The sequence below is a fragment of the Pseudomonas sp. LS.1a genome (assembly GCF_022533585.1).
In the GTDB taxonomy this organism is placed as follows: domain Bacteria; phylum Pseudomonadota; class Gammaproteobacteria; order Pseudomonadales; family Pseudomonadaceae; genus Aquipseudomonas.
In genome coordinates, this window is record NZ_CP092827.1 from 3,656,395 (window position 1) to 3,681,026 (window position 24,632).

The following is a 24,632-nucleotide window of genomic DNA, read 5'->3' on the forward strand; positions in this document are numbered from 1 at the left end:
GGCCCGCCCCGTCACCCGCTCCCCTGCGGCACCGGCGTTCCCGAAAGCACACCGCAGGCGCCTTCGAACGCCTTGCGCAGGGTAATGCCCTGCGGCCCGATCAGCAGCTCGTGCAAGGCAGGGTCATGGTGGCTGTCACGCACCTTGAGGATCGACAGCATGCGCCGTAGCTGCGAATCCAGTTCGACGAAGCGCATCAGCATCAGGTTGTCGACGATACTCGACAGGTCCGGGGCCGGGGCGCTGATTTCCGCACCGAAGATGTCGCGCATTTCCCAGGTGAGCATCACGCTGACATCACGCGCGCGCAGCTCGCCGACCAGCGCGCGGAAAAACGCATTGAGCCGCGCCGGGTCGGTGGCCAGGCGGCTGAACGCCCCCAGGCTGTCGATCAGTACGCGCTTGCTGCCTTGCGCCGCTACCCGTTCGAGCAGGCGCGCACCGACCTGGTCCAACAGGCCCTCGGTGGTCGGTTGCCAGCACAGCTGCAGGCTGCCGCCCTGCTCCATGGCGGCAAAGTCGTAACCCAGCGACACGGCCTTGATACGCAAGCGTTCCGGTGTTTCGTAAAAGCCGAAATGCAGCCCCGGCGCCTGCGGGCTGCTGGCACCGAGAAAGGCCAGGCCCAAGGACGTCTTGCCAATACCCGAGGGCCCGATCAGCAAGCTGACCGAACCCGTAGCCAGGCCGCCACCGAGCATTTCATCCAGGCTTTCCACCCCGCTGCCGATACGCTCCAGGGTGGCACTGCCCGCCTGGCTGGGGTGGCTGAACAGCGACTCCAGGCGTGGGTAGACGTGCATGCCGGCTTCATCGATGAGGCACTCATGGCGCCCCGACAACGCCGCACTGCCCCGCGTCTTGCGCAGCTGGATATGGCGCACGGCGCGGCTGCCGAACAATTGCTCGCCCAGCTCGATCACGCCGTCGACCATGGTGTGCTCCGGGCTGCCCTCTTCCAGCCTGGCGCTGGTCAACAGCAGCACGGTGCAACCGGCAAAGGCCGCATGGCCCTGCAGTTCGGAGACGAATTTCTTGGTGTCCAGCGCGGTTTCCGCACGCACCCGGGCATTGAGCACGCCATCGACGATCAGCAGGCTGGCCTGCTGCCGGGCGATTTCCTGGCGCAGCAACCGTACCACCGCGTCCAGGCCTTCCTGCTCCAGGGTGTCAAAGGCACTGACGAACTGGATCGGGTCGCCGACCAGCGCCGGGTCGAAGAACTCCAAGGTCGCCAGGTACTGGAACAGCCGCTCGTGCGACTCGCTCAGCAAGGTAGCCACCAGCACCCGGCCACCGTTGCGCACATGCCCGCAGGCCAGCTGGTTGGCAAGTATGGTCTTGCCGGCCCCCGGCGGGCCCTGGATGATGTAGGACGCGCCAGCCACCAGGCCACCCTGGAGCAACGCATCGAGCCCTTCGATCCCCGTCACCAGCCGCCTGAGTGCCTGTGCCATGGTGTCTACCTGTCGAGTTGGCTGTCCGTCTGGTCCTGATAGATTGGCAAGTAAAGCTGCATGCAAGTTCCCCGGCCGGGCTCACTGTCGACGCAAATGGCGCCACCGCTCTGCCTGGCAAAACCATACACCTGGCTAAGGCCCAGGCCAGTCCCCTTGCCGAAGGGCTTGGTGGTGAAAAACGGCTCGAAGATCCGCGGCAGTACCGCTGGCGCGATACCTTCGCCGCTGTCTTCCACCTCGAAACGCACAAACCCGCCGTGCAGCCCTTCCACTTCGCCGGCCAGTTCGACCACGTCGACCGTCAGGACGATCCGGCCCTGCCCTGTGATGGCATCGCGGGCATTGAACAACAGATTGAGCAGCACCATCTGCAATTGCCCGGCATCCACCTGGATCAGGGGCAGGTCCGGTTGCAACAGTACCTTCAGGTCAATCGAACCAGGCAGCGCATGCTCCAGTAGACCACGGGTGGCGGCAACAAGGTTCGCCGGGGCGACGCAGGCCACATCAAGCTTGCGGTGGCGAGCAAAGCTGAGCAACTGCTTGGTCAGTTCGGTGCCCCGCTGCCCGGCATCGAGAATGTGCTGCAGCATGCGCTGGGCGCGTGCCGGGTCCTGGGTGGCCAGCGCCAGGCGCGCCGAACTGATGATGATGGTCAGCATGTTGTTGAAGTCATGCGCCAGGCCACCGGTCAACTGGCCGAGGGCCTCCAGCTTCTGTGCCTGGAACAGCTGGGCGCGCACCGCGTCCAGCTGCAGCGCCGATTCGCGACGGTCGGTGATGTCCCGGGTCACCTTGGCCAGGCCGACGACCTGGCCATGGTCATCGCGAATCACATCCAGCGCGGCCAAGGCCCAGAACTGCGTGCCATCCTTGCGAACGCGCCAGCCTTCGTCCTGCGCCACGCCCTGCTCCAGCGCCTGACGCAGCAAGCGCTCCGGGCGGCCCTCAGTGCAATCCTGCGGGGTGAAGAACAATGAGAAATGCTGGCCGATCACTTCATCGGCACGGTAACCCTTGATGCGTTGCGCGCCCGCATTCCACGACACCACATGGCCGGACGGGTCGAGCATGTAGATTGCGTAATCCACCACCGACTGCACCAACTGCTCATAGCGGTGGGCAGGCATGACGGGGTGGTCGAGGCAGTCAGCTGAAACCATGCGAGCTCCACCGGCACAACAGCAGGAGGGAAAATAGGCCTGGCCGAACGCGCTCGCCTGTGAGCGCTCGCGTGGTTAGCCCTGCGTGATGGACCCCGTGTGGCTGGCCAGGTTCAACGCTCAGTTTCAACCAGCACCGGGCTTATGTGTCGCGGCATCGCCACTTTCAGCAGCCACAAGCCGACCAGCAGGATAAGCCCGCCACCAGCCAGGGCCATCAACCGCTGCGGTTGAGGGTGTTCGGCATCGAACCCCAGCATCAGCAGGTAACCGCCCAGGCTGATCAGGCTGAGGTAGAGAAATGCCCCCAACACGACCACCTGCACGAACAGTAGTCGCCAGAACAGCCGTGGGCGCACGATGCGCCCGGAAGTAGCGGATTGGGTCATTACCGCACACTCCTGGATCCAATAATGAGGGCAACAGTGGCGTAATGACAGCAAGGTGTCAATTGCCCATACGATCGACCCTTCACTCTGTTGATCATAGGTGCTGCGGTTGACTCAACTATAACAATGGGTTATAAAGCGCGCTTGATTGCAAAGCCCTTCTGCTTAGAAGCGAGCTGGTCGTTGCGACCCCTTCAAGCGTGCGAGTGTGGTGGAATTGGTATACACAGCAGACTTAAAATCTGTCGGCGTGAGCCTTGCGGGTTCGAGTCCCGCCACTCGCACCAAACTTCCTTGAAAAGGCGCCCTCGCGGCGCCTTTTTGCTGTCTGCCAGCAATCCTGGGCGCAGCTGCTAGAGTGGACCTTGTACCCGTCCACTGGAACGCCGCCATGCGCTACTCCCTGTTCGATGGTCAACGCGACATCATTATCCTGATTGCCCGCCTGCTGCTGATGATCCTGTTCGTCTTGTCTGGCTGGGGCAAGCTGACCGGGTTCGAAGGCACGGTCGGCTACATGACCTCACTGGGCGCCCCTGCCCCGATGCTGGCAGCGGCAGTTGCCGTGCTCATGGAGTTCGTCGTCGGCATCCTGCTGATCCTCGGTTTCTACACCCGGCCGCTGGCCTTCCTGTTTGCGCTGTTCGTGCTGGGCACGGCGCTGCTGGGCCACCCGTTCTGGAGCATGGTCGACCCTGAGCGCAGCGCCAACATGACCCAGTTCCTGAAAAACCTCAGCATCATGGGTGGCCTGCTGTTGCTGGCAGTGAGCGGCCCTGGGCGTTTTTCGGTAGACGGGCGCTGAGTCAGTCGTCTTCGCAATCGTCGAACCAGGCTGGGTGATCGCGTTCCTCGTCATCGAGGTCATCCAGCGTTTCCTCGTCTTCCTCCACCTCGTCCTCGGCGCCTTGGGCATCCGCTTCCGGCTCCACATCGTCGTAGAGGAATTCGTGGTCAAGCAGGTGATCGTGCTCGGGTTCGTGCAGGTCGTCTTCGTCGTGCATGTTGGCTCCTGGGCTAAAGGCAGGCCTGTATAGGCCGATCGGCCGTGCAGGTCAATGCGCTACCGCTTAATGCTCGGTTAACCGGCCGGGTCCAGCATGCAGGCTCTCCCTTCAAACGTTGCTTGCCCGCCTTCCATGGCGGGCTTTTTTTGTCCCTTGGTATTTCCTTTCTCCAGCCTTGGCAAATCATATTGAACTGCGTGCATATTGCCCGCTGCGAGTGGAAGAACCCCCTGTACCAGGCCCTGAACAGCAGCGCCTGGCACCGCAATTACCGGACCATGACACGCTCATGACCTGACCTTCACGAAATACTGACGTCCGTGTGGGCACACTGACCCTGCTCCGTATGTTCTTGCAGCCCGCCGCATTATTGCCGCGGGCTTTTCTTTTTGTGCCTAGTCTCTGGCAGCCGTCATACGCAGGGCACTTGTGGGAGCGCAAGGCCGGTAAGTGAGTACAAGGCGGTTACCCCCCCAGACCATGACCTGAAGCAGTTTTGCCCCTCCAGGCAAGGGCTATGCTAACCCGGCGATAACCCAAGCTCACTCGGATAGACACGGAGGCTCCTATGAAAGCTGCTGTTGTTGCACCAGGCCGTCGCGTGGCTGTGGTGGAGAAAACCCTGCGCCCCCTCGAGCACGGTGAAGCGCTGCTGAAGATGCAGTGCTGCGGTGTGTGCCACACCGACCTGCATGTGAAAAATGGCGACTTCGGTGACAAGACCGGCGTAGTGCTAGGCCACGAAGGCATCGGCGTGGTCCAGGAAGTAGGGCCAGGCGTCACCTCGCTCAAGCCGGGTGATCGCGCCAGCGTGGCCTGGTTCTACCAGGGCTGCGGGCATTGCGAGTATTGCACCAGCGGCAACGAAACCCTGTGCCGCGAAGTGAAGAACTCCGGCTACACCGTGGACGGCGGCATGGCCGAAGCCTGCATCGTCAAGGCCGATTACTCGGTCAAAGTGCCCGACGGGCTCGACTCCGCTGCTGCCAGCAGCATTACCTGCGCCGGCGTGACCACCTACAAGGCGGTGAAGATCTCCAACATCCGCCCCGGCCAGTGGATCGCCATCTACGGCCTTGGCGGCCTGGGCAACCTGGCTCTGCAATATGCCAGGAACGTCTTCAACGCCAAAGTGATCGCCATCGATGTCAACGAAGAGCAACTGCGCTTCGCCAGCGAGATGGGCGCCGACCTTGTCATCAATTCACGCACCGAGGATGCCGCCAAGGTTATCCAGGCCAAGACTGGTGGCGCCCATGCCGCCGTGGTTACCGCCGTTGCCAAGGCTGCGTTCAACTCGGCGGTCGACGCCCTGCGCGCCGGGGGGCGGCTGGTTGCTGTCGGGCTACCATCGGAAGCCATGAACCTGAATATCCCTCGCCTGGTACTGGACGGTATCGAAGTGATCGGCTCGCTGGTCGGCACCCGCCAGGATCTGCAGGAAGCTTTCCAGTTTGCGGCGGAAGGGAAAGTGGTGCCGAAGGTGGCCCTGCGGCCGATCGAGGATATCAACCAGATCTTCGAGGAGATGCTGGAGGGCAAGATCAAAGGGCGGATGGTGATTCAGTTCGCTTCAGAGTAGAAGGCTGGCTAGCACATCGAGGTGAATGTATGAGCATCCGCAGCTTGGCGAAAAACCTGCCACCCGACCCGGCCAGGGACGGCTGGGTGCTCGGATGGGGCGTGCTGAGAGACCGGCATCCCTGGCATTTCGTCGATGTCTATGCCGACCAGAAGACTGCCAGGGCCGAGGCGCAGCGCCGCGGTGCTGGCTACGTTGTGGAGTTCGGCTCGCATCGCCTTGGATCGGATGAATTCGTTTGCGGGATATGCCCGCCGGAAGGCTAGCCTGAATGGGCGGAGCGACGGGGACGCCTGGGCGCCCCCGCCTTCGATCATGCCGACATCCGTCGCATGATCAGCTCGCCATCGATGACTTCGCCGGTCTCGACAAAGCCTTCGGAGGCATAGAGATGTTTTGCCCCGATGTTCTCCGGGGCGACGCCAAGGGCAACACCGGGACCACCTGGCAACGGTTGCAGGTATGCCAGCAGCGCGCGCAGGGCGGCGCGCCCATAACCGCGGCCCTGGTGGCGGTGGTCGATCATCAGGCGATAGATCCAGCGGCTGTTCTCATCCGGATCGAGGGCATGCATCAGGAAACCGACCATTTCACCGGTCTGCATGGCACGCACGGCCAAGGGTTCACACCAGGGGCTATCGGCAGCCTGTTCCAGTGATTCGGCGTTACTGGCGATAAAGTCAGATTGGTCGTCGCGTACACGCAGAGTGCGGCAGTGGGCTTCCTCCTCAGGCGAGCTGAGGGCAACAAGAAGCACCGGTGGGCAAAGAGTGGACATGTTGGATTCTCCGCGGGGCAGCAAGGGCCCCTCCAGAATTTCGTTGACGGTTCATTGACGGACACATCATTGGAAACTGGGTCATGGGGCACCTCCTTGTTCGCGGATGAAGAGACAGTCGACTGATCCGGCCGACCGGGGCAACATTCCAGGGGGCTGCCTGGGAATTGCCTGGGAATTGCACAAGCGATCCTGGATCGCAGTGGAAGCTCGCAATGCGTCGATGTTGCTGGGGTATAATGTACTTAACTTTTCGCTCTTTGGACACGCATTCATCCGGCTCATCATGGTGAGAAACTCACAGCGCCGTCACGGCGTCGGCTCCGCGATCCTCCGTACACTGGAATCTCAGTGCGGAGCCGTAAAGTTATTCACATAGACAAATGCCTTAAATGATCCGTTGCAAAAACCACTCGGAAAGTTCGGTTTCATTGAGAGCAGTTATGTCGAGAATCTGGATGAGGCAATCCCGGATTATTTTTGTGAAGCTCTACTCCTGAAGTCGTTGAGAGATCTTAGCGGAGTCTCTTAATTGACCCCGATCCTTCATTAACACTTGCTCACTGAGCTTTTGAAATCAAGCTGCTCATGTATTGGTTAACATCTCGCAGATCCTGAACACTCCAAGAGTGAGGCGGAATCTTGACATTGTTTTCTTTTAATGTATCTGGAATCAAACTTCCATTTGGGCGAAGCACTATCGAAGATACAATTACTCCGGGATAATCGGCTAATCGCTTCCTGAAACTCAACGTCGTAAGGTCTGGCGTTGGAGGATTGCTTTTCCTTGCCAGCGGCCCTGTTCCTTTGATATCCGCGCCATGACAAACCGAGCATCTCTGCATGTAGAGTTTCTTTCCATTGATATTTTCCGCCAATGAATGCTGCGCGTGGGTTGCTGCGCAGAATCCAAGCAAGGCGATGAACAATTTTCTGTTTTTCATTTTTTCTTGCGCCAATCAATTTTAACGAAACGAACCGTACGCGATCACAACCTCTCCAATCAGGCAGCTCGGCTGCCGACAGGAATACGCCTCTTTCCGAGGAAGGACAGCTTAGATGCGGTTCGGTCGTCTGTCGAACGGTAAGACGCCCCTAAGAAGGCAACGGCCAGAAGCCAGCAACTTGATAAACCTTGAATAAGTCGACGGGATCACACGTGAACATCTGGCCGATGCTTTGCAACATCGGCCGACATGCTCTGGCCAGCACTACCCTTTGGTCAGATCAACCAATGGCATCTGCCGCACTTCGGTTTCGCGCTCACCCTGAATCTCGCTCACCTGCTTCAGGGCCTTGTCCACCGCCACCTTGTCCGGCAAGAAGCTGTAGCTGATGTGGAACTGCCTGTGCTCCTTCGGTCCGATTGTCGGCACCAGGTTCAGTGGCCGCTGGTAACGGCGGTTGTAGGAAAAACTCGTCCCTGGCTCCAGCCCCGTGACATAGCCCTGGCCTTGGGTATCGGTATTTTTCCACAGGGAGAATACAGGCAGCGTCCGAATATTGAAGCCGACCGAAACGCCCAGACTGCCAGCCTTGTTGTGCAACACAGCCAACGTATTGCCTTGGCCATCAGCATACGGCACCACGTTGTAAACCGTTTCGTCATAGTCCTTGGTGGGCGCACGGTAGGTTTGCCAATCGGGCAGATCGCCCCTGGCCTTGTCGTTGAACGGAGAGACCTGTTTCACCGGCGCGACGAAACGAGCGCCCTGCTCCAGGAACGGGGTGCTGAAGTTACTGTGATACAGCGCCTGGTATTCCTTCGGATAGTCGCCGTTGTTGGTCAGGGTGTCATTGAGGACGAACACCGCGCTGCCGGGTTCGGTGACCACTTCGGTCATAACGGAGAAGTCGACTTTCTTGAACGCCTGCTCTTTCAGTTCGCCGCGCAAGGTGATGGCGTACGGTGGTTTCTCATCAATGTGCAGGGTGACTTTGCTCGCAGGAATATTGGCGGCCCGACCGTGCAGGGTCAGCAGTTCGCCGTTGTCGATGCCGGGGTGCCCGACCCATTCGTAACCGCAGCGGGTGACCAGTTCGTTGAAACCCTCCAGCCAGCCCAGACCATTACGCCCATTGAGCTCGATGAAGGACGGGTTGACCACTTCCTTGACTGGCGAATCCCAGCCCATGCGCACATTACCGACCGACGCCTGCAAGATGTTCATACCGCGGGTCGGCACTACGGAGAGTTTCATCGTTCCGTTATCGATGTCGACAATGCTGACCCCCTCCTGCCGACCTCCGTGCAAGGTGCGCAGGGTAACGCTGAAGGGCTTGTCGGTTTTTACGCCAAGTTGCTGGCTGGTGATCTGCCAGTTCTGGGCGGCTTTGTCGGTATCGAGTAGAACGTAATCCCAGGCCAGGGCATGAGAGGTTGCGGACAGGGCGCCGAGAGCAATGAACAGCTTGAGGAGGGACATGGCAGTAGCCTTTCTTGGAGTTGTGCCTTTTTATAAACGCGAAGAAACGTTTCAGCAAGCCAGGAAGCCAGACATCTCGGCGCATTCGATGCCCAGCGCAGCCTCCGGCAGTGGTTACGGCAGGCAGAACACAAGTGCGCGTCACCACGACGAGGCAGCGGCTATCCTTCAGGTTGGAGGGCGTATGTGTGGAAGGTTGAGCCAATACCGTGGCATACATGACTTCGTTGAAACCCTGAGCCTGCCAGAGGCCTGGAGGAACAACGTCGGTGACCAGCCGCTTGGCCGGTACAATGTCGCGCCGACCACGCCGGTAGCAGTGCTGCGTGTGGATGATGCAGGCCCGAGGGCGGACCTGGTGCGGTGGGGCTGGCGGCCGCATTGGGCAACCGATCGCGCTGCGCCGATCAATGCCCGAGTCGAAAAAGTTGCGCACGGCCCGTTCTTCCGGGCGATCTGGCCGCACCGGGCCATCACGCCCATCGACGGCTGGTACGAATGGGTTGATGAAGGCAGGCCGAAGAAGCAACCGTACTACATCCGCCGCCAGGATGGGCGCCCTGCCCTGTGCGCCTCGATCGGCCAGTTCACTGGAAGCGAGCACGACGGGTTCGTCATCATTACCGCCGATGCCCAAGGCGGGATGGTCGATGTTCACGACCGCCGGCCTGTGGTGCTGTCACCTGAGCTGGCATATGAATGGATCGCGGCGGAAATGCCGAGCGAGCACGCAGAGCAACTGGTGCTCAGCCTGGGAGAGCCGGTCGAAGCCTTCGAGTGGTATCGGGTGAGCACAGCCGTGGGGAATGTGCGCAACCAGGGCGCCGAGCTGATTCACCCGCTTCAGTGTTGAAAGGCGCCGAGTGATCGCCACCGCTCACACGCCAGGTGTTTTTACCTTCGAGCAACACCCATAACAAAAAAACCGCAGACGTTAGTCTGCGGGGTTTTGAATGGTGAAGGCCGAGGTCGGAATCGAACCGGCGTAGACGGATTTGCAATCCGATAGAAGACTCGCCGTCTCATGGGCCTTTGGCGCTAAAACCAGTTCCAAAACGAATCAGTATTTGCCAGTCTGCAACCCGCATTCTACAAGGGCCGGCGTTTCAGTTTTGCAACTGATTTTCGCTCTCCTCCGGCGCTCTGCCGACCTACTCCCAACCCCTTTACGTCCTGAAGTCAAACCCTTCTGGTGAATGCGTCGTCACGTAGTGCGCCAGGTAGTTGTCCAGTACCGTCTCCGGATCTTCGAGCAAACGGTAATCGGCAAAGTCATCGTTCTTAACGTGATAGACCTTCCCATCGCATTTGCCTTCGTCAAGAAACAGGGCATCGCCCGCATCAGTCAGCAGCCAGCAACGCAGGTAGTGCTCGGAACTCGCCTGGATGCCTTTGACGAAATCCCTGATAACGGCCTTCTTAACCCCACGTAGCACTCGATAGCGTTCGATTGACAGACGTCCGCTGTAGGAAAACGGGGTGTTGGTCCAATCGATGGACAGATAGGAATCCTCGGTCAGCATAAAAGACCAGAAATAGCGATACAGTTCCTTCCAGCGGGGCGGCAGCATCGCACAGTCTCGTTCGAATGCAGGCCCCTCTGTTTCAAGTATAACGGGCACGATGTCGAAGAACAGGTTCAACTCCCGCCCTTCAGCCGCCAGCGAGGCCATCCAAGTACCTTCAAACAGCCTGAACATCACTATCGGCACCGCATACTCACGCTCGATCGCCGCACCGGTACGAGGAAAGGCCTCGGCAAAGCCAGGAAACATTTCGCCAACGGATGCGCCAAGCGCATCGATCACCACGCTGTTCAGGCGCGGCCGCTGAGCCTCTCCAAGATCAGCTGCGCTTGTGCACACTAAATCGTACCTATCCTTGTCAAGCATCATCTATCCCTATTCGAGCTCCAACTTCGAAATCCTGTATCGGCCGGACGGATCATTCCTCTAGCTCCGGTATAGGCTCGGCCATGATCGGTACTAAATAGATCTCTATTGCCACATTACCATGCAGTTTCCTAGGGGTGTCTGGCGGTGCTAAGGGGTTGAGTTTATTCGGCAAAACACCCCTCCTGCCCCCTCATTTCCCCGTTAGTGGTATCAAAATTGGTATCACTTGGTAGCCGCCGTTGACTGTCCGCTTTCGACCCATTGCGGACATTCACCAGAGGCTACAATACAGCACCAAATCACCAGCAACTGCCTGCCCTAAAAAAGCGCAGGCTCATGAAAAGGAAGTCAAGCAAATGGATGTACTTTGCACCTCTCTGGACGAAGTCCGCCAAGGGATCGATGAAATCGACCGCAACCTCGTTTCGCTTCTCGCCAAACGGGGCCGGCTTGTGACGCAAGCAGCTGCCTTCAAGAAAACCACCGATGATGTGCGTGCGCCTGCTCGGGTTGAGCAAGTGATAAGGAAGGTTCGTGAAATGGCTGACGAAACTGGTGCCTCGGCTGAGGTCGTGGAGCAGGTCTACCGGGCAATGATTTCGGCCTTCATCACTGAAGAACTGGCCACCCATGCGAAGCTTGCCAACGAACCTTCAGCATCTTGATGACAACGCGGGGCTCATCCGAAGCCCCGCCGCTTTTCCTCACCCACTACCTTTGACTCAAAGCCGCAATCGAAACACCAGATGCGACAAAGGTGAGGCCAGCGCCCACATTTAGCCCATTTACCAGCCGCGGCCGCTGGTACAGGTAGCGAGATAACACCGTGGCGAAAATGCCCATCAAGGCAAAACCGAAAGCTGTGAGTACAGCAAACCACACCCCGTAAACCATCATCTGCACGCTGACCGATCCACGAGCCGGATCGACAAATTGGGGAATGAATGCCAACACGAACAAGCCTGGTTTCGGGTTGAGCACAGCCGAAAGCAGACCGGTTAGAAAAATGCTGGGCAACGATTGCCGGGACGCCGGCTGAAAGCTGATCAAACTGCGTGCGCGCAAGACCTTGATGCCGAGCCAGAGCAGATAGCCAGCACCAATGAGTTTGATCACCCAGAAAGCGACCACCGAGGTCTGCATCAGAAGGGTCAATCCTAACGAAGCGGCTGCGACGTGAAACAGAATGCCCGCGCCTGACGCCATGCCGGATACGGCCGCTGCGACTTTGCCCTGGCTGAGACCACGGCCAATGGCCAACAGGTTGTCAGGGCCCGGCGCCAATACCAACAGCACGCAGGCAGCAGTGTAGGTAAACCACACATTCATTGGAAACACGGCTCTCTCCTTAAGCCTGATAAAGCATCCATCCTGACGGTGGGGTATGCCAATGGCAAGGAGGAATCTCAAGGATTGTTGGCTCTGATGGGTTTAGACCTGCTGAGTTGTCCAAGTCAGCGAAAAACGCTATGTCTGCAGTGGCTCGAAAGCAGCCGTTCGCATAGGGCAATCGAGCCGCCCAACAGGTGCGGCCCAGGCGCAGGTTCTGCTGAACGGTTTTCAAGACCGCGTTATAAACCTTCACTCCATGCTGCCTGCAACGCAAAATAGATTCCAAAACAACGACGAAACGGCACGGCTACAGGCCGCATACTGCAAGGGTCGCCATTTCAGTTTTGGAACCTATTTTCGCTCTCCTCCGGCGCTCTGCCGACCTACTCCCAACCCCTTTACGTCCTGAAGTCAAACCCTTCTGGTGAATGCGTCGTCACGTAGTGCGCCAGGTAGTTGTCCAGTACCGTCTCCGGATCTTCGAGCAAACGGTAATCGGCAAAGTCATCGTTCTTAACGTGATAGACCTTCCCATCGCATTTGCCTTCGTCAAGAAACAGGGCATCGCCCGCATCAGTCAGCAGCCAGCAACGCAGGTAGTGCTCGGAACTCGCCTGGATGCCTTTGACGAAATCCCTGATAACGGCCTTCTTAACCCCACGTAGCACTCGATAGCGTTCGATTGACAGACGTCCGCTGTAGGAAAACGGGGAGTTTGTCCACCCGCGGGATAGATAGGAACGATCAGTCAGCATAAAAGACCAGAAGTAACGATACAGTTCCTTCCAGCGGGGAGGCAGCATCGCACAGTCTCGTTCGAATGCGGGCCCCTCTGTTTCAAGTGATTCAGGTGCTAGGTAGAAGAACAGATTCTGTCCGCGCCCTTCAGCCGCCAGCGATGCCAACCAGGTCCCTTCAAAAAGTTCGAAAAGCACTATCGGTACCGCATACTCCTGTTCGATCGCCGCCACAGTACGAGGAAAGGCCGCGGCAAAGCCAGGGAACATTTCGCCAACTGATGCGCCGAGCCCCTCTATCACCACGCTTTTCAGGCGCGGCCTCTGTGCGTCGCCAAGATCAGCTGCGCTCGTGCACACTAAATCGTACCCATCCTTGTCAAGCATCATCTATCCCTATTTGAGTTCCACTTACAGAAAGCCTGTATCGGCCGGACGCTTCCTTTCTCCAGCTCAGGCATAAGCGCGACCAGATCTGGTTTGAGTGCCCTCCACCTCGGCGCCATCGCCAAGCCCTCGAAAGGCTGAAGTTTCGGAACTCCATGCCTTTAGTTTCGGAACTCTTGGCTTTTTTGACCCGCAAAGAAAAGCCCCGCAGACGTTAATCTGCGGGGCTTTCGAATGGTGGAGGCCGAGGTCGGAATCGAACCGGCGTAGACGGATTTGCAATCCGCCTGGCATTCTCTTAATTTTCAGTTACTTACAGCAGAGTCAATTCCGCATCACTACAGAAGTAGGCCGCCTGCAAGCCTTTGAAATCAAGGGCTCGCAATCTAATTGCGGAACTGATTTATCACCCTCCTCCAGCGCTATACCGAGCCAGCAGACCTGCATAACCGCTAAGGAAGCACAGGATCCGCTAGTGAAAACGGAGGATTATTCACAGCCCTTTCTTTTAGGTTAAACTGCCTTCAAAACATAAACGGCAGGAGCTGGAGGCAATTTGAAGGACTCATACAAACAGATCGTGGCCCTGAGCAAAAGCACTGTGAGGCCACTTCTTGACGAGAAGAAGGTTCTCATGTCGTATCTGTACAGCCAGGCGCTTGCACATGGCATAGAGCACTCAGAGACTCATGGTGAGTATTCCCTTCTGGGCGCACTGGTTAACGTATTTGAAGGTCGCGAATTCAAGCTGTTCGTTTCAGCATGGATCTGTGAACGCCTTGGGCTTAAAAGCAAAATGGGGCTAACGGGGGTTGTCTTCGAAAAAAGCGGTATCCCTCCCAACACACGCATGAGCTTCAAGGTAAGCGTAGCGGAGTTCGCCGGTGCAAAATTTAAGATAAAAGTGCCGGTGAAGCCAGCTGCTGCAAAGGCAAAGAAAGCGCCAAAGCGTGTTGACATGCTCGACTCATGGGCACGGCTGCCCGGTAGCTTTGGGCATGGAAAGCGCTGAGCCAGCGGTTTTCAAGCCCACGAATTTTCCGTTATAAATCAACAAGTTATACCAATAACATTTCCGCAGACTTTCATCACAGCTCTCTCTGGAGGCTACATTTTCCGCCGGTCCATTTAGCCATTGCGGAACTGATTTCGGCGTGTTGTCCGCTCATTGACGTAGATTGGTCTGCCTCAACCAACGTAGTGATTGGAGTCGCCCGATATACTCACTGATCCAGCGAGGGTCAGCAAGCGCGCGGCAATCCTCACCGTAGCAGAAAGCCTACTCAAGTCCCTGGCGCCTAATAAACTGTCCTATTTTGCCATAAGAATCTACGATGCTAGGAGCTAGCTATGGACAAGAAAGCTGCGACCACAGCAGATACAATGGAGCTGCTGCTGTTGAATCAAACTGCCATCAGGACAGCCTTGGAGGAATTGTCGCTCTGGGTAAGTCAACGTGGTTCGACTCACATCCATGAAAACGTCCTGGTGGCACTGACGACACTGGACACTCATGCTGAGGCGATCTCGATCGGGATAGAGCGCTTACGGTCCTGAATCAACCGCTGCTGGTCACCTAACGCGCCTCATCAGCCCGTTTAAATGACCTGCCCTACGGTCGAAGCGATTGGGACTATAAGTGGCCTAACATCCTCGCCCACTTATAGTAGCGACCTTCTCCAACGCATTATTTGTTTACTACAACCCCCTCTACCAACCCACACCTAGTCACAACTTAGAATTCAGAGCACCAACAAAAGACTCTAGGCTTTCATTGTGCACAGCAGCCCTATCTGCGCTAGCGGGCTCATAATAAGGAGAGGACAGATCAAAATATAGATCATAATCTTTAATCAATTTATCTTCTCGCCTTTCTACAAATCGATCTTTACCCTTGACTCTCAACTCATGAGCCAATTTTCTCTCACAATTTACCTCATTCGCACGAGATCGCTTTTTACCAAACAAAGGAAGCAACCAACATTCTAGCGAGTGAACTGCTATTGCAAAAACCAATTTGTCCCGATATTTCAAATAGACTGCTGGGGAAATCTTGGAAATCAAGACATTTTTTACATCAGAAATAATGTCAATAGTAGGCCTAGGCTTACCTGTGGCATCAAGGAGAGCGACACCAAAATTCTTATGAGTCCCTTGATCCGAATCTAAGTGAATGACTAGGAAGCTAACCTTTTCAAGCGCATCAATCATTAAATCTTCTGTGGCTAAAAACTCAAAAACTCTCTCCCACCCTCCATCATTTTTCTGTTTTCCCACTCCTCGTGTCGGCTGAGAAAATACGAAATCCGCTTCGTCGTCAGTTTTTGCCAGTACAATACCGTTTATTATATTTTCCAATACAGCCTGATCTGTTATACCTTCAGTCACCAAACCAAACACCGGCATTTTAGAATCCTTTTGGCAGCCCGCCTAACGTTCCACGGATAAACGATTCAGATAGCCTAAGTGGTCGCTGGTTACCTTCAGCACTAGGATCTTCGATACGCCGTACACGGGTTTGTCCTTTTCCGCCTCGAGAAATTGTAAACAGTCTTTGATCATCGCAGCCCAAATCGAGACCGTCTAGGACCGCCGGATTGTGAGTTGTCAATATTACCTGTTTATTGTGCTCAACCGCCATTTTGTATAATTGCGCCACAAGATGTTCGCAGAGCTTGGGATTTAGAGAAGCGTCAATATTGTCGATAGCAAAGAATGCTGGAGTGCGGTCACTCACAAACAAACAATGATAAAACATCAAGAACAGAAAGCCTTCGTTTGCGCTTTTCTGATCAAACCCATTCAAATCAGAGTCTAGCCATTTATCTTTGATGGCAATACGAGATGGTATGTTGGCAGAACCATGCACCACCGAAAAATCTCGAAACCAACCCAACATACGAAGAGAGCTCTTGACTTTCTCGAGCCTAGTTTTATCAACCTCCTTGTCAAAAACGGACAATAGCTTTAGAACACCTTCACCATTAATGCCCAGCGGTTCAATCTGCCCCTCCTCCTCAAATTTTCGAAGCTTAGTATTCTCAGGCGAATAAATAATAAAATCACTAATTGAACTTAGAAGAGCGCTATTACTGTCCACCCTATCCTTCAAGCTTTTTAGAGCAGGAGTAACAGCTAGCGTAGTTTTTATTTTATTTGAGCCCGCTATAGGCTGACCGCCAGAAAATGAACTTAGCAAAACTTTCAGCGCATCTGACTTCTCCTCATCATCTGCATCCATCTTTTCAATTTCTTTAACTAAGCTCAGCAATGTTTCAAGCGAAATCTCATACCCCGTATCATCAATAGCATGACAACTCCACTTAGGATAAGGATCGTCACTCAAACTTATTTCATACCTCATCTTAGCGCCCTCACAGGAAACCGTAATACAAATCGGCTTTTCCTGACTAGAGCCGCTAAAGGCACTTCGGAGCCATACCGGATCAGTTACACGCACCCCTCTCGAAGCTAGAAACTCGCTATCTAACTTTCTCGCCCGCGCAGCCCCCGCAAGCGCAATTGCTTCTAAAATATTACTTTTACCGGCACCGTTCTCGCCAATAAACACATTAAATCGCCCAAGCTTCAAATCCACTTTGTCAATAGACTTAAAGTTCTCAATACGAATATTATTTATCACTACTTAGAAATCTCCCAATTACGCATAAAAAATGCGCGTTGAATCTGGATGCTAGCATACACGTTTGCGCCTCTGACGGCGCCTTCTAATAGCCTCTGCAGGACGACATGATGGCTCGTCCCCCACCGCCATCCTACAGTCTGGCTCAGGTATCCCAGAGGCTAACCAGCACCTCCTCCTCAATCGCGCACTTCGGGCTCTAGCTGACTCCCCCTCACTCGCGTCACCTCCGCGTCGGTGCTAGGAAAGGTGCACCTCTATGGACGCACAGGAAGTAGTACGATATCTACATACTATCATCGTCACTCTTTCCACTGAGCCAGGTCACGCACATAGGCTTGACAAGCCCGTAGAGCGATCAGACCTCGGTCACCTTCATCGGTGATGCCGATTATTCTTTGAGCATGCGCAGGGTCAAGTCGGGCGCGAACGGCTCCATGAACCACGCCTCCGGTGTCGGCGGCTTCTCGCATCCCACCGTCACAACCCGAGGCGGCAAAGGCTGCGGCGTCGACAAGGACTAACAGCCGCAAGTCAGCAGTAGCCAGCTTGTCACGCAGGCGAGCTTGAATCTTTTGTGCATCGTTCATCTCCTTTCAATATGTTTTGCCCAACTCCTGCAGGCGATCCTCGAGGTCTTTGCGCTGTCTTTTTTGCTCAGCCAACTGCTCCAGGGCTGCAGCTGCAGCCTCCTCGCGTTCACGACCATGAGCCCGATCCCTGTCCGCCAGTTGCTGGACATAACCTGCAGCCTAGTCAGGCTCGGAGAAACAGACTTATGTAGCCAGGACATCATTCCTATGTGCACCGTCCGCTTTCGACCCGTTGCTGCCGGTGAGCCGAACAGCAATCGTTGTAGGAGCGGGCGCGCCCGCGAAGAATCAAACGCGAAGACTGGCACCGGCTACGCCGGTGTTCGCGGGCAAGCCCGCTCCCACAGAGTGCGCATAGCACTCACGACATCAGTTTTTTCGTGTCTGCTTTGGGTCGATAGCTGCCGATCCCGACTTTCCGCTACCGACCCAAGAGGCGACAACGCTCCACTTCCTGGGCCGGACTGCCAGCTGATTGAGCCCCACGATACCGACGTAACGCGTCAGCAGCCTCAAACTCCAACGGATCGCCCGGCATGATCATAGTTTCCAGCCTTCTCATCATCTAGCGCCTCCTTTACTTCTATAGGCACATTAGTAGTCATGGATAGGGAGTTGAACCCACCCGAGGATCTCAATAGGCCTCCGGAGGCCAGCATAAACGGCTATTCTGGCTTTAGCGAATGGCCTGCATAGGCCTAACACGCCCTAGGATTTGCCCTAAATTTGCCCTAAGAACTCTCGTACCTGGAGCATGCGTATGGATGACCAAGCCTCGACCACAGCTGACACCCTTGAGCTGTTGCATCTGAACCAGGTCGCCATCAGAGCAGCTCTGGAGGAGCTCTCGCTATGGGTGAGCCATCGCGGCTCAGTCCACATACATGAAAACGTCATGGTCGCATTAGCGACCCTCGATATCCATGCTGAGGCGATCTCATCCGGGGTAGAACGCCTGCGGGCGTGAGCGATCCCGCAAGCAGCACGCCGCTGACAGAAGCCACATGATCAGCGCCGATGATGGATTGGGCATGTTTTCCTTAAGGCTGAGTAAACTCGGGACGTTGAAGGTATCCAGCTCTTCCGCGTACCATTTTTGTACCATCGGACTTCGCCAAAGACCCAACCGCTTCCCCACCACTCCGCTCCTTACCAGAGACTCAAAATTGCGAGCTGGAGGCGTCCGCGACTACAGAGCCCCCCTTAAGCTGGAAAGATTTCAATCTGATCGCTCTTAACTCAATTCGCTGCTTGTGTGAGAATGCTCCTCTGAGGAAATTGAGTACTGCAGAAGATGAACCTACTTCGCTGGATTTTGGATAAGCTGATTGCACCTTTCGTTGTGGCAGTGGTTCTTCTCTTCTGTACGCGAGAGACATTAACCGGCGTTTGGCTCACAGTGTCGGGAACGGGTAATTCGCTAGGGGACTGGTTACAAGCTACAACCCAAATACCTCGATGGAAATTTATTGCGACAACGGCCTGTCTATATGTGATTGCCATTTACCTTTGGATGCAGTCCCGTAAAAAAAAGAGAGAAATTCTCGACCTTCTCTCGAAAATCGATAGGATCCAGGAGAATATAAAGGAAACCCAGGACGCACTGGTCACACTCACAACAGACCAAGCTTTCGTATTACAGGAAATGTATAAAATCGCCCCAAATCAAGTAGTCACCCCCCACCATATTTATTCTCTTATGAACCTTCAAAGCGAACAGCATGCCCTTGCCCTGATCGAAAGCTTGAGAAACCTTGGGCTTGTTATCAGAATGCGCAATACGCGAAAGGGATTCCCGGAATTTAAGCTGTCAGGGAGCGGGCGTCAGTTAATGCTGCAGGAAGGGCACAAAATCAAGACCGTCGAACGCGGAGAGGAAATGCACCCATGAATATCAAGCCCTCTTACCACATAGAGAGTTTGGCAACCCGCTAACAAAAGATCGGTGAGCCGATGCAGCATCACCATTTATCTTAAGCGTTCCCATATCAATTTCCACTGTACCTGCGCAAAACAAACTCCCATCACTTCCCGCCGAATACATTTTTGGCTGATAGTCATCCCTTGCCAATTGGTTTTCACAACAGGTTTTCGAGAGCTGTGTGCATAGGATATTTATCGCCGGAATTAAACGCACTGACGCATCAATGATTTCGGGATTCGGATTATTAAACTTTAATCGACCGTTAGAAAAAATTATCGACTCAGGACGAACCGCACCTAATAAATCGGTTGTAAAACTCTCAGCAGTCCCTTCCCCAGGTAATCCACCATGATGTGGAAAGACAAGGTATTTCGCACTTATTTTGACTGAATGCCCGATGATCTGATCTAGGGCAATCCTGTCCATATCGCCAGTCAGCAGGGCTACTGGTTCATTCTTAAATAGAACCCTTAGGACGATACTAACTGAATTACTTGTTAACTTACGACCATCTCTCGGAAGTATTTGTCCTGCACCAGACAGCGCCATCGCAGGAGAAGGCGAAACAACTTCCAAAAACAGATCCTCAGTAACCTTACACCACTGATAAACGCTACAAGAGCTTATGCCATGCTCAAGCTCCAACTGCTTTCGACGAATTTGGTCATCGATTAGGTACCTGACATCCTCCCATAGAGCAGATCCTTTAATAGAGTCGGGGTTAATTATCAGCTTCTTAATTAAATATTTGGGATTGGATAGAAGATTAATCAGTCCTGCCAAATGATCGGCGTCTGTATGCGATATGATCACCAAGTCTATCTGCGTCAGATCCGCCTGATCAAGAAAGCGCTGCAAATGTGTTTTCCCTGCAGTATCGACTACCACAACCTTTCCGGCATCAGAAAGCACAGCTGCATTGCCGTGCCCCACATCAATAATAGTCAAAGTCGACATCACGCCAGATTCCAATCCTTGATATAAAGATCCCTTGAAGTCTCAACTTCCAAATTCACAATTGCTTTACAACGGTAAACTTCGCCAGCACGAAAAGCTCGCAATACTCTTCGATAAATATCCCCATCCGCCTTAGTGATATCAACTTCAACAAGGCTCTGCGAATCCCAACCCGGAATAACAATAGCCACTCTTACAGCATCAGTAGTTTGAAGAACAATGTTTTCGAAGCGAATCAGGGTCGGCCAAGGTTTCCTAGAGACACTGTACTCCCCTGCAAACTCCTTGATGCACACTTCAAAAGCATTACGCACACTTTCAGAGTTTAGCTCTCGAGCATCTAAAACACATGGAATTGAGTGACGAAGGCGCCTCACCGACGACACATTATCCACATCCCTGGAGCACAAAACAGCCGGGCTCTTTTGCTTATATAAAGCAGAAACGATCACATCACCATTGACGGGAGAGTACTTCCTACTATTTAGATTCAGATCACACACAAAACCATCTGCATGATTAATTTCCGAAAGAAAGGCTGAAACACTGCTGACAACCTCGACTTCCTTGGTGTCGACATTCATATCTTCGAGATTGAACTCGTATAAGCTTCGAATATTTGGATCGTCATCAAGCAGCAATATCCGAGAAATTTCCCGATCATAAATCTTAATAGCATGCATTTTACTGCCCCACCACCGGCAATTTAATTACAAATTCCGCACCACCAAGCGCCCCATTTGGAATAGCTTCCACTGTGCCTCCCAAATCTTTGACGGTATCACGAACAATGGTTAGCCCAAGTCCAGTCCCGTCTGGGTCGGAAGAAATCCCTGGCAGCCAGATTTCCGATAAATTTTGCTGTATAATTCCGGGCCCAGAATCTGCCACGGTGATAGTACAATTTATACCGTCAGTTTTGGTTTCGATTACAATGACTCGCGAAGTGGTCCCACCTCTCCTGAATGCATTCAACGCATTATTCAAGAGATTTGTAAAAATCGACTCTAACGCAGCCTCTGAACATCGGAGATACGGATTTGAAGGGCAAAGATCAAGGTTTAAGACTGTATCTCTTGCCTCATAAAAAGGACGCATCATAACTTCAATCTGTTTCACAACAGAGTTGATCTCCACTCGACCCACTCGCCGTTTGTTGACCCGAACCAAGCTAAGTGTCGCCGAGCTCAACGTAGAGAGTGCATCAAGCGCTTTGCGTATCTTACCAACTATACGCATTACAGTAGCGCGCTTATCTTCAGGAGCATAAGCGTTGAGCCGCCCCTCCAAAGCGGTAGTAGCAAGCTCGATAGCTTTTAAGGGATTACCGTGAGATTCGTGCGCAAAGGTTGCAGCGGTAATGCCAGCAGTGCTCAACGTACGATATAACTGAATTTCCTTTTTGAGGTTATCCGCTTCACGATCACGTGTTTTAGCATATTGATTGAAAGCCGCACTAATCCTGCCCCGCATGCGCTCCGGAACTTCCTGAATCAAATCACTGACTTTTTCTTTTTCTTTTACAGCAACGGACGGAACTTTATTGCGCTCAGCTTGGCGGCGGCGCTCAGCATGATGAAGACGCCACCTAGCCATCCACTCTAAGCTTTCGACGGCGAATTCTTTAAGCTCTGAAAAGTGATCATCCGCGATATAGCCTGAGCGGTCAGTTTTCTGCGTGAGAGCATAACGACCTTTATTACTCAAAGAAATCCTACCAATAGAGTTATTGGTGCTTGGTCGTTCTTCTGGATTCTGCGTTCGAATCAAGTTAATGCCAAGCCAGTCATCACCGGCTCCACCGTACGGTGACACTCTAACGCCGTCCTGGTATACGTGCACACCGCCGAAGTGACGCAACCATTCACGCACATCTCCAATATTTACAGATTTACCAGATACGAAGCTTTCTTTTTTTAATAAAAAAGCCCAAAAGTCAAACTTACACTTGGGAGCTTTGAACACAGGGGCGTCTTTCTTATTCCGAACATCATCATGCCCTCCCTTGTGAAGCACCTTACCTTGCCAGTCAAGGATCTCAGCAGATACAAGCCCGTCTTCGTCAATGCTCGCAGAAAGATGATACTCTGATGATTCAAAATATTTGAGACGAAGTAGCTTTTCAACCTCTGTAAACTCAGGAGCCTTAAGCTCAACTGTAAAGCCGGAAACTTTATCCTCGAAAGGATCCGTCAGCATCAACACTATTCGCGCTAGCTTTTTTAAGTCCTCGCTTCTTATCGCGGACCTCAAACCAGTTAGTTCAGTTCGTGTGCCAGAAGGTCGCCCAGATTTATCTTCAGTTATCTCTAGGTCAACTTCTTCGACGGTGTCTGCCTTATCAAAATCATCCCAATTCACCTTCAGCACACTGGTTATACCCGTGGCGACCACTGTCGACTCAAGATGTACAGTACGCCCCATTCTCAAGGCAGCAAGTCGCCCCAGCCCTTTACTACCCGAAGGAGTTCTACCTAAATCTGTCGTTTGATGGCTATTTTTACTGGACTTGCCTAGTACTAGCCACGAATCTTTAATGTTGTTACTAGACATTCCATTACCATCGTCTGTAACGATGATCTTCCCACCGGGCTGCCCCGTACCAACCAACTCAACAACACAATTAGTAGCATCAGCATCATAAGAGTTCTTAATTAACTCCAAGATACTTTGATCAGCGCCTTGGTTTAACTCCTCACCAAGCCTAACCAATATATTAGGAGAAAACCTAAAATGAACATTACTCATAACGCTCCCTGACTATGTCAATATCCGCTAGAATTTTGGTAGTTAAGTGGCGACACCGACTAACAGCATTTAGCCAGTCCGCAACCCTTTCCTCCTTAAACTCTTCAATCAACTCCAAACACTTCTTGAGCGACCCGTCTCTAGGCTTAATAATGATCAGGTGATTTTCAACAGCTATAGAATGTCGACCTTGGACTAACGAAGGAACCAAGCGAGCTTTATCACTCGGACTGGATGTACGACGAACCACAACAAAAGGAGGCGAATACAAGGTACCGCCAAAATTTATTTTTGGCAGCCTACCTACTTTGGAAAACGGTGGCGCATCATGCGTCGTTAAATACGGCACCAATTTCCCCTTTTCCGAAAGCCTGTGCGGAACAACCGGCCCAACCCGGACCTCAAAAAGTGCATTGAGCTTTACGCAACTATCCAATACCCTACGAACCGTCGGCTGCCAGTTATCGACGCGGTCAACTCTTCGCTCAGCGCCGACATTAACTGACAACAAAAAAACATCAACATCCACAGTTTTGGAAAACTGCCCGTAAACGTCTACATGAAGATCAGCCGAGTTTTGCTCAACCATATGCCGCCACTTTTGATAGCGAGTCCCACTACGTAGAACGTCCGGCAATACCGCTGCGATCCTTTGCCCAGATTTAGCCACCATCAGTGCCTGGGCAATAAACACACCTGCTTGCTGTGTCTTTCCAGAACTCCACGCCACCCCGTCTGGCGCAGTGATATGTCCAAAAGGAGGATTCGCCACAATACAATCAAAGTCTGCACCAAACTCTGTCCCGAGATAGTCTGCAACTTCAAATGACTTGAAAAGTCTCAGATAAGACTCTAAATCCTGCCTTGAAACCTTTTGCAAGCCGTGTCGACGCAGCGCTAAGGCGATCAGGCGTAGCTTAGTTGCCAGTATGAAGCTTTCGCTTAAATCGCAACCACCAAATTTCTTCCCCCAAAAATCAAGCGTATCTAAGACACTTCGCTTCAAGGGAAAAGACTTAGCTATAGCCAGCAGCAAATTTCCAGCCCCACAAGACGGATCAAAAAAAGATGAGCCGGCCGAAATCTCTTCGGAAAGGGACAACGCAATTTTCTCTGCTATTTGATCGCCAGTAAAAAATATTCCTTGGCTGGCTCGAATTTCGTGAGGAATAAGCTCCTCAGCCGCACAAGTAACATTTATATCAACGACATCCATCTTTGAGCATGGAACTGCATCACTATCTGAATCGACAACGAGCAGCCCTTGCATCATTTTCACGAAAGGAGAGTACTTGTCGCTAGCGACCTCGTGAAGACTTCTCGGCTCAATCAGCCGGCATGCATTGTCATCTGCGTTTAAGTTAAACAAGGTCACATAGTCCCGCTTTACATTATTAACCTTACTTGGAGGCGCGCTGATCAGCGACAAGTACTCGGTGATGGTTACGGTATCAATCCGTTAAACTCAACCCGCGCCCCAAGCGATTCCTAGACGCTAAAGACCGAGATGATATACCAATCCGTGCGACCCCGTAGGCTTAGCTCTACCCGATGCGATGAGTGATAGCGCTCGGGGCTCTGAGGTGTCATTATGCCACCACCCATAGGTAT

At 53.6% G+C, this 24,632-nt stretch carries 26 protein-coding genes, 1 tRNA gene and 1 pseudogene; 11 read left to right on the top strand and 17 right to left on the bottom strand.

The window, feature by feature from the left end:
* Positions 1-11 precede the first annotated feature (11 nt).
* From MKK04_RS16965 to MKK04_RS16975, 3 genes are all read right to left on the bottom strand, one after another.
* Entirely contained in the window at positions 12-1,457 is a 1,446-nt protein-coding gene (locus MKK04_RS16965) for an ATPase domain-containing protein (RefSeq protein ID WP_241105769.1), read from the bottom strand.
* 5 nt (positions 1,458-1,462) lie between these two features.
* Positions 1,463-2,623: a two-component system sensor histidine kinase NtrB gene (locus MKK04_RS16970; protein WP_233686866.1), complete on the bottom strand. Its 1,161-nt coding sequence runs from the start codon at positions 2,621-2,623 to the stop codon at positions 1,463-1,465.
* Positions 2,624-2,736: 113 nt separating this feature from the next.
* A complete protein-coding gene (locus MKK04_RS16975; RefSeq protein ID WP_207831247.1) occupies positions 2,737-3,012 on the bottom strand; it encodes a hypothetical protein in 276 nt (91 codons plus the stop codon).
* A 202-nt stretch (positions 3,013-3,214) separates the two neighbouring features.
* Here MKK04_RS16975 and MKK04_RS16980 point away from each other — a divergent pair.
* Positions 3,215-3,299 (top strand) — tRNA-Leu (locus MKK04_RS16980).
* Between the two features lie 104 nt (positions 3,300-3,403).
* Positions 3,404-3,817: a DoxX family protein gene (locus tag MKK04_RS16985; RefSeq protein WP_207831245.1), complete on the top strand. Its 414-nt coding sequence runs from the start codon at positions 3,404-3,406 to the stop codon at positions 3,815-3,817.
* 1 nt (position 3,818) lies between these two features.
* On the opposite strand, the gene MKK04_RS16990 is transcribed toward MKK04_RS16985, so the two are convergent.
* On the bottom strand, positions 3,819-4,016 hold the full coding sequence (locus tag MKK04_RS16990; protein ID WP_207831243.1) for a hypothetical protein: 198 nt from the start codon (positions 4,014-4,016) through the stop codon (positions 3,819-3,821).
* Between the two features lie 571 nt (positions 4,017-4,587).
* On the opposite strand from MKK04_RS16990, the gene adhP reads away from it, so the two are divergent.
* Both adhP and MKK04_RS17000 read left to right on the top strand, forming a co-directional pair.
* Positions 4,588-5,601 carry an alcohol dehydrogenase AdhP gene (gene adhP / locus MKK04_RS16995; protein ID WP_241105770.1) on the top strand — a complete coding sequence of 338 codons (1,014 nt, stop codon included), beginning with the start codon at positions 4,588-4,590 and terminating at the stop codon, positions 5,599-5,601.
* 29 nt (positions 5,602-5,630) lie between these two features.
* Positions 5,631-5,867 carry a hypothetical protein gene (locus MKK04_RS17000; protein ID WP_207831239.1) on the top strand — a complete coding sequence of 79 codons (237 nt, stop codon included), beginning with the start codon at positions 5,631-5,633 and terminating at the stop codon, positions 5,865-5,867.
* Positions 5,868-5,914: 47 nt separating this feature from the next.
* On the opposite strand, the gene MKK04_RS17005 is transcribed toward MKK04_RS17000, so the two are convergent.
* On the bottom strand, positions 5,915-6,379 hold the full coding sequence (locus MKK04_RS17005; protein WP_233686869.1) for a GNAT family N-acetyltransferase: 465 nt from the start codon (positions 6,377-6,379) through the stop codon (positions 5,915-5,917).
* Positions 6,380-6,485: 106 nt separating this feature from the next.
* Here MKK04_RS17005 and MKK04_RS26720 point away from each other — a divergent pair, with 106 nt between their 5' ends.
* Positions 6,486-6,758 (top strand): GNAT family N-acetyltransferase, encoded by a 273-nt coding sequence (locus tag MKK04_RS26720; RefSeq protein ID WP_442964543.1) that lies wholly within the window; start codon positions 6,486-6,488, stop codon positions 6,756-6,758.
* Positions 6,759-6,939: 181 nt separating this feature from the next.
* Here MKK04_RS26720 and MKK04_RS17010 read toward each other — a convergent pair whose 3' ends face one another.
* Both MKK04_RS17010 and MKK04_RS17015 read right to left on the bottom strand, forming a co-directional pair.
* Positions 6,940-7,323, bottom strand: coding sequence for a c-type cytochrome (locus tag MKK04_RS17010; RefSeq protein ID WP_241105771.1), 384 nt, complete (start codon positions 7,321-7,323; stop codon positions 6,940-6,942).
* 267 nt (positions 7,324-7,590) lie between these two features.
* Positions 7,591-8,805, bottom strand: coding sequence for an aldose 1-epimerase family protein (locus MKK04_RS17015; RefSeq protein ID WP_233693596.1), 1,215 nt, complete (start codon positions 8,803-8,805; stop codon positions 7,591-7,593).
* Positions 8,806-8,989: 184 nt separating this feature from the next.
* On the opposite strand from MKK04_RS17015, the gene MKK04_RS17020 reads away from it, so the two are divergent.
* Positions 8,990-9,658 (top strand): SOS response-associated peptidase, encoded by a 669-nt coding sequence (locus MKK04_RS17020; protein WP_241106814.1) that lies wholly within the window; start codon positions 8,990-8,992, stop codon positions 9,656-9,658.
* A 313-nt stretch (positions 9,659-9,971) separates the two neighbouring features.
* On the opposite strand, the gene MKK04_RS17025 is transcribed toward MKK04_RS17020, so the two are convergent.
* On the bottom strand, positions 9,972-10,697 hold the full coding sequence (locus MKK04_RS17025) for a hypothetical protein (RefSeq protein WP_207831233.1): 726 nt from the start codon (positions 10,695-10,697) through the stop codon (positions 9,972-9,974).
* A gap of 359 nt (positions 10,698-11,056) precedes the next feature.
* Here MKK04_RS17025 and MKK04_RS17030 point away from each other — a divergent pair, with 359 nt between their 5' ends.
* A complete protein-coding gene (locus tag MKK04_RS17030) occupies positions 11,057-11,365 on the top strand; it encodes a chorismate mutase (RefSeq protein ID WP_207831231.1) in 309 nt (102 codons plus the stop codon).
* Between the two features lie 46 nt (positions 11,366-11,411).
* Here the strand turns inward: MKK04_RS17030 and MKK04_RS17035 are convergent, their stop codons facing one another.
* Both MKK04_RS17035 and MKK04_RS17040 read right to left on the bottom strand, forming a co-directional pair.
* Positions 11,412-12,038, bottom strand: coding sequence for a LysE family translocator (locus MKK04_RS17035; RefSeq protein WP_241105772.1), 627 nt, complete (start codon positions 12,036-12,038; stop codon positions 11,412-11,414).
* Between the two features lie 392 nt (positions 12,039-12,430).
* The gene (locus tag MKK04_RS17040; protein WP_241105773.1) at positions 12,431-13,156 is read right to left on the bottom strand and encodes a hypothetical protein; all 726 of its coding nucleotides are present in this window, start codon (positions 13,154-13,156) and stop codon (positions 12,431-12,433) included.
* Between the two features lie 634 nt (positions 13,157-13,790).
* On the opposite strand from MKK04_RS17040, the gene MKK04_RS17045 reads away from it, so the two are divergent.
* Together MKK04_RS17045 and MKK04_RS17050 are read left to right on the top strand one after the other, a co-directional pair.
* Positions 13,791-14,168 carry a hypothetical protein gene (locus MKK04_RS17045; RefSeq protein ID WP_241105774.1) on the top strand — a complete coding sequence of 126 codons (378 nt, stop codon included), beginning with the start codon at positions 13,791-13,793 and terminating at the stop codon, positions 14,166-14,168.
* Between the two features lie 338 nt (positions 14,169-14,506).
* Entirely contained in the window at positions 14,507-14,713 is a 207-nt protein-coding gene (locus tag MKK04_RS17050; RefSeq protein WP_241105775.1) for a hypothetical protein, read from the top strand.
* 171 nt (positions 14,714-14,884) lie between these two features.
* Here MKK04_RS17050 and MKK04_RS17055 read toward each other — a convergent pair whose 3' ends face one another.
* The 3 genes and pseudogenes from MKK04_RS17055 to MKK04_RS17065 all read right to left on the bottom strand — a co-directional run.
* Positions 14,885-15,562 carry a hypothetical protein gene (locus tag MKK04_RS17055; RefSeq protein ID WP_241105776.1) on the bottom strand — a complete coding sequence of 226 codons (678 nt, stop codon included), beginning with the start codon at positions 15,560-15,562 and terminating at the stop codon, positions 14,885-14,887.
* A gap of 1 nt (position 15,563) precedes the next feature.
* Positions 15,564-16,799, bottom strand: coding sequence for an AAA family ATPase (locus MKK04_RS17060; protein ID WP_241105777.1), 1,236 nt, complete (start codon positions 16,797-16,799; stop codon positions 15,564-15,566).
* Positions 16,800-17,101: 302 nt separating this feature from the next.
* A pseudogene (locus MKK04_RS17065) lies at positions 17,102-17,551 on the bottom strand (lysis protein); the annotation flags it as partial.
* 601 nt (positions 17,552-18,152) lie between these two features.
* Between MKK04_RS17065 and MKK04_RS17070 the strand changes: the two are divergent.
* Together MKK04_RS17070 and MKK04_RS17075 are read left to right on the top strand one after the other, a co-directional pair.
* Positions 18,153-18,359, top strand: a complete 207-nt coding sequence (locus MKK04_RS17070) for a hypothetical protein (protein ID WP_241105778.1) — start codon at positions 18,153-18,155, stop codon at positions 18,357-18,359.
* A gap of 327 nt (positions 18,360-18,686) precedes the next feature.
* Positions 18,687-19,283 (top strand): hypothetical protein, encoded by a 597-nt coding sequence (locus MKK04_RS17075; RefSeq protein WP_241105779.1) that lies wholly within the window; start codon positions 18,687-18,689, stop codon positions 19,281-19,283.
* Positions 19,284-19,286: 3 nt separating this feature from the next.
* On the opposite strand, the gene MKK04_RS17080 is transcribed toward MKK04_RS17075, so the two are convergent.
* The 4 genes from MKK04_RS17080 to MKK04_RS17095 are packed head-to-tail and all read right to left on the bottom strand — an operon-like array spanning position 19,287 to position 24,450.
* Positions 19,287-20,273 carry a ComEC/Rec2 family competence protein gene (locus tag MKK04_RS17080; protein WP_241105780.1) on the bottom strand — a complete coding sequence of 329 codons (987 nt, stop codon included), beginning with the start codon at positions 20,271-20,273 and terminating at the stop codon, positions 19,287-19,289.
* Complete coding sequence (locus MKK04_RS17085) at positions 20,273-20,956, bottom strand: hypothetical protein (protein ID WP_241105781.1); 684 nt, start codon at positions 20,954-20,956, stop codon at positions 20,273-20,275. The genes MKK04_RS17080 and MKK04_RS17085 overlap by 1 nt, the downstream gene beginning before the upstream one ends.
* A 1-nt stretch (position 20,957) precedes the next feature.
* The gene (locus tag MKK04_RS17090) at positions 20,958-23,021 is read right to left on the bottom strand and encodes a sensor histidine kinase (RefSeq protein ID WP_241105782.1); all 2,064 of its coding nucleotides are present in this window, start codon (positions 23,019-23,021) and stop codon (positions 20,958-20,960) included.
* Positions 23,014-24,450 (bottom strand): N-6 DNA methylase, encoded by a 1,437-nt coding sequence (locus MKK04_RS17095; RefSeq protein WP_241105783.1) that lies wholly within the window; start codon positions 24,448-24,450, stop codon positions 23,014-23,016. The genes MKK04_RS17090 and MKK04_RS17095 overlap by 8 nt, the downstream gene beginning before the upstream one ends.
* Positions 24,451-24,632: the final 182 nt, after the last annotated feature.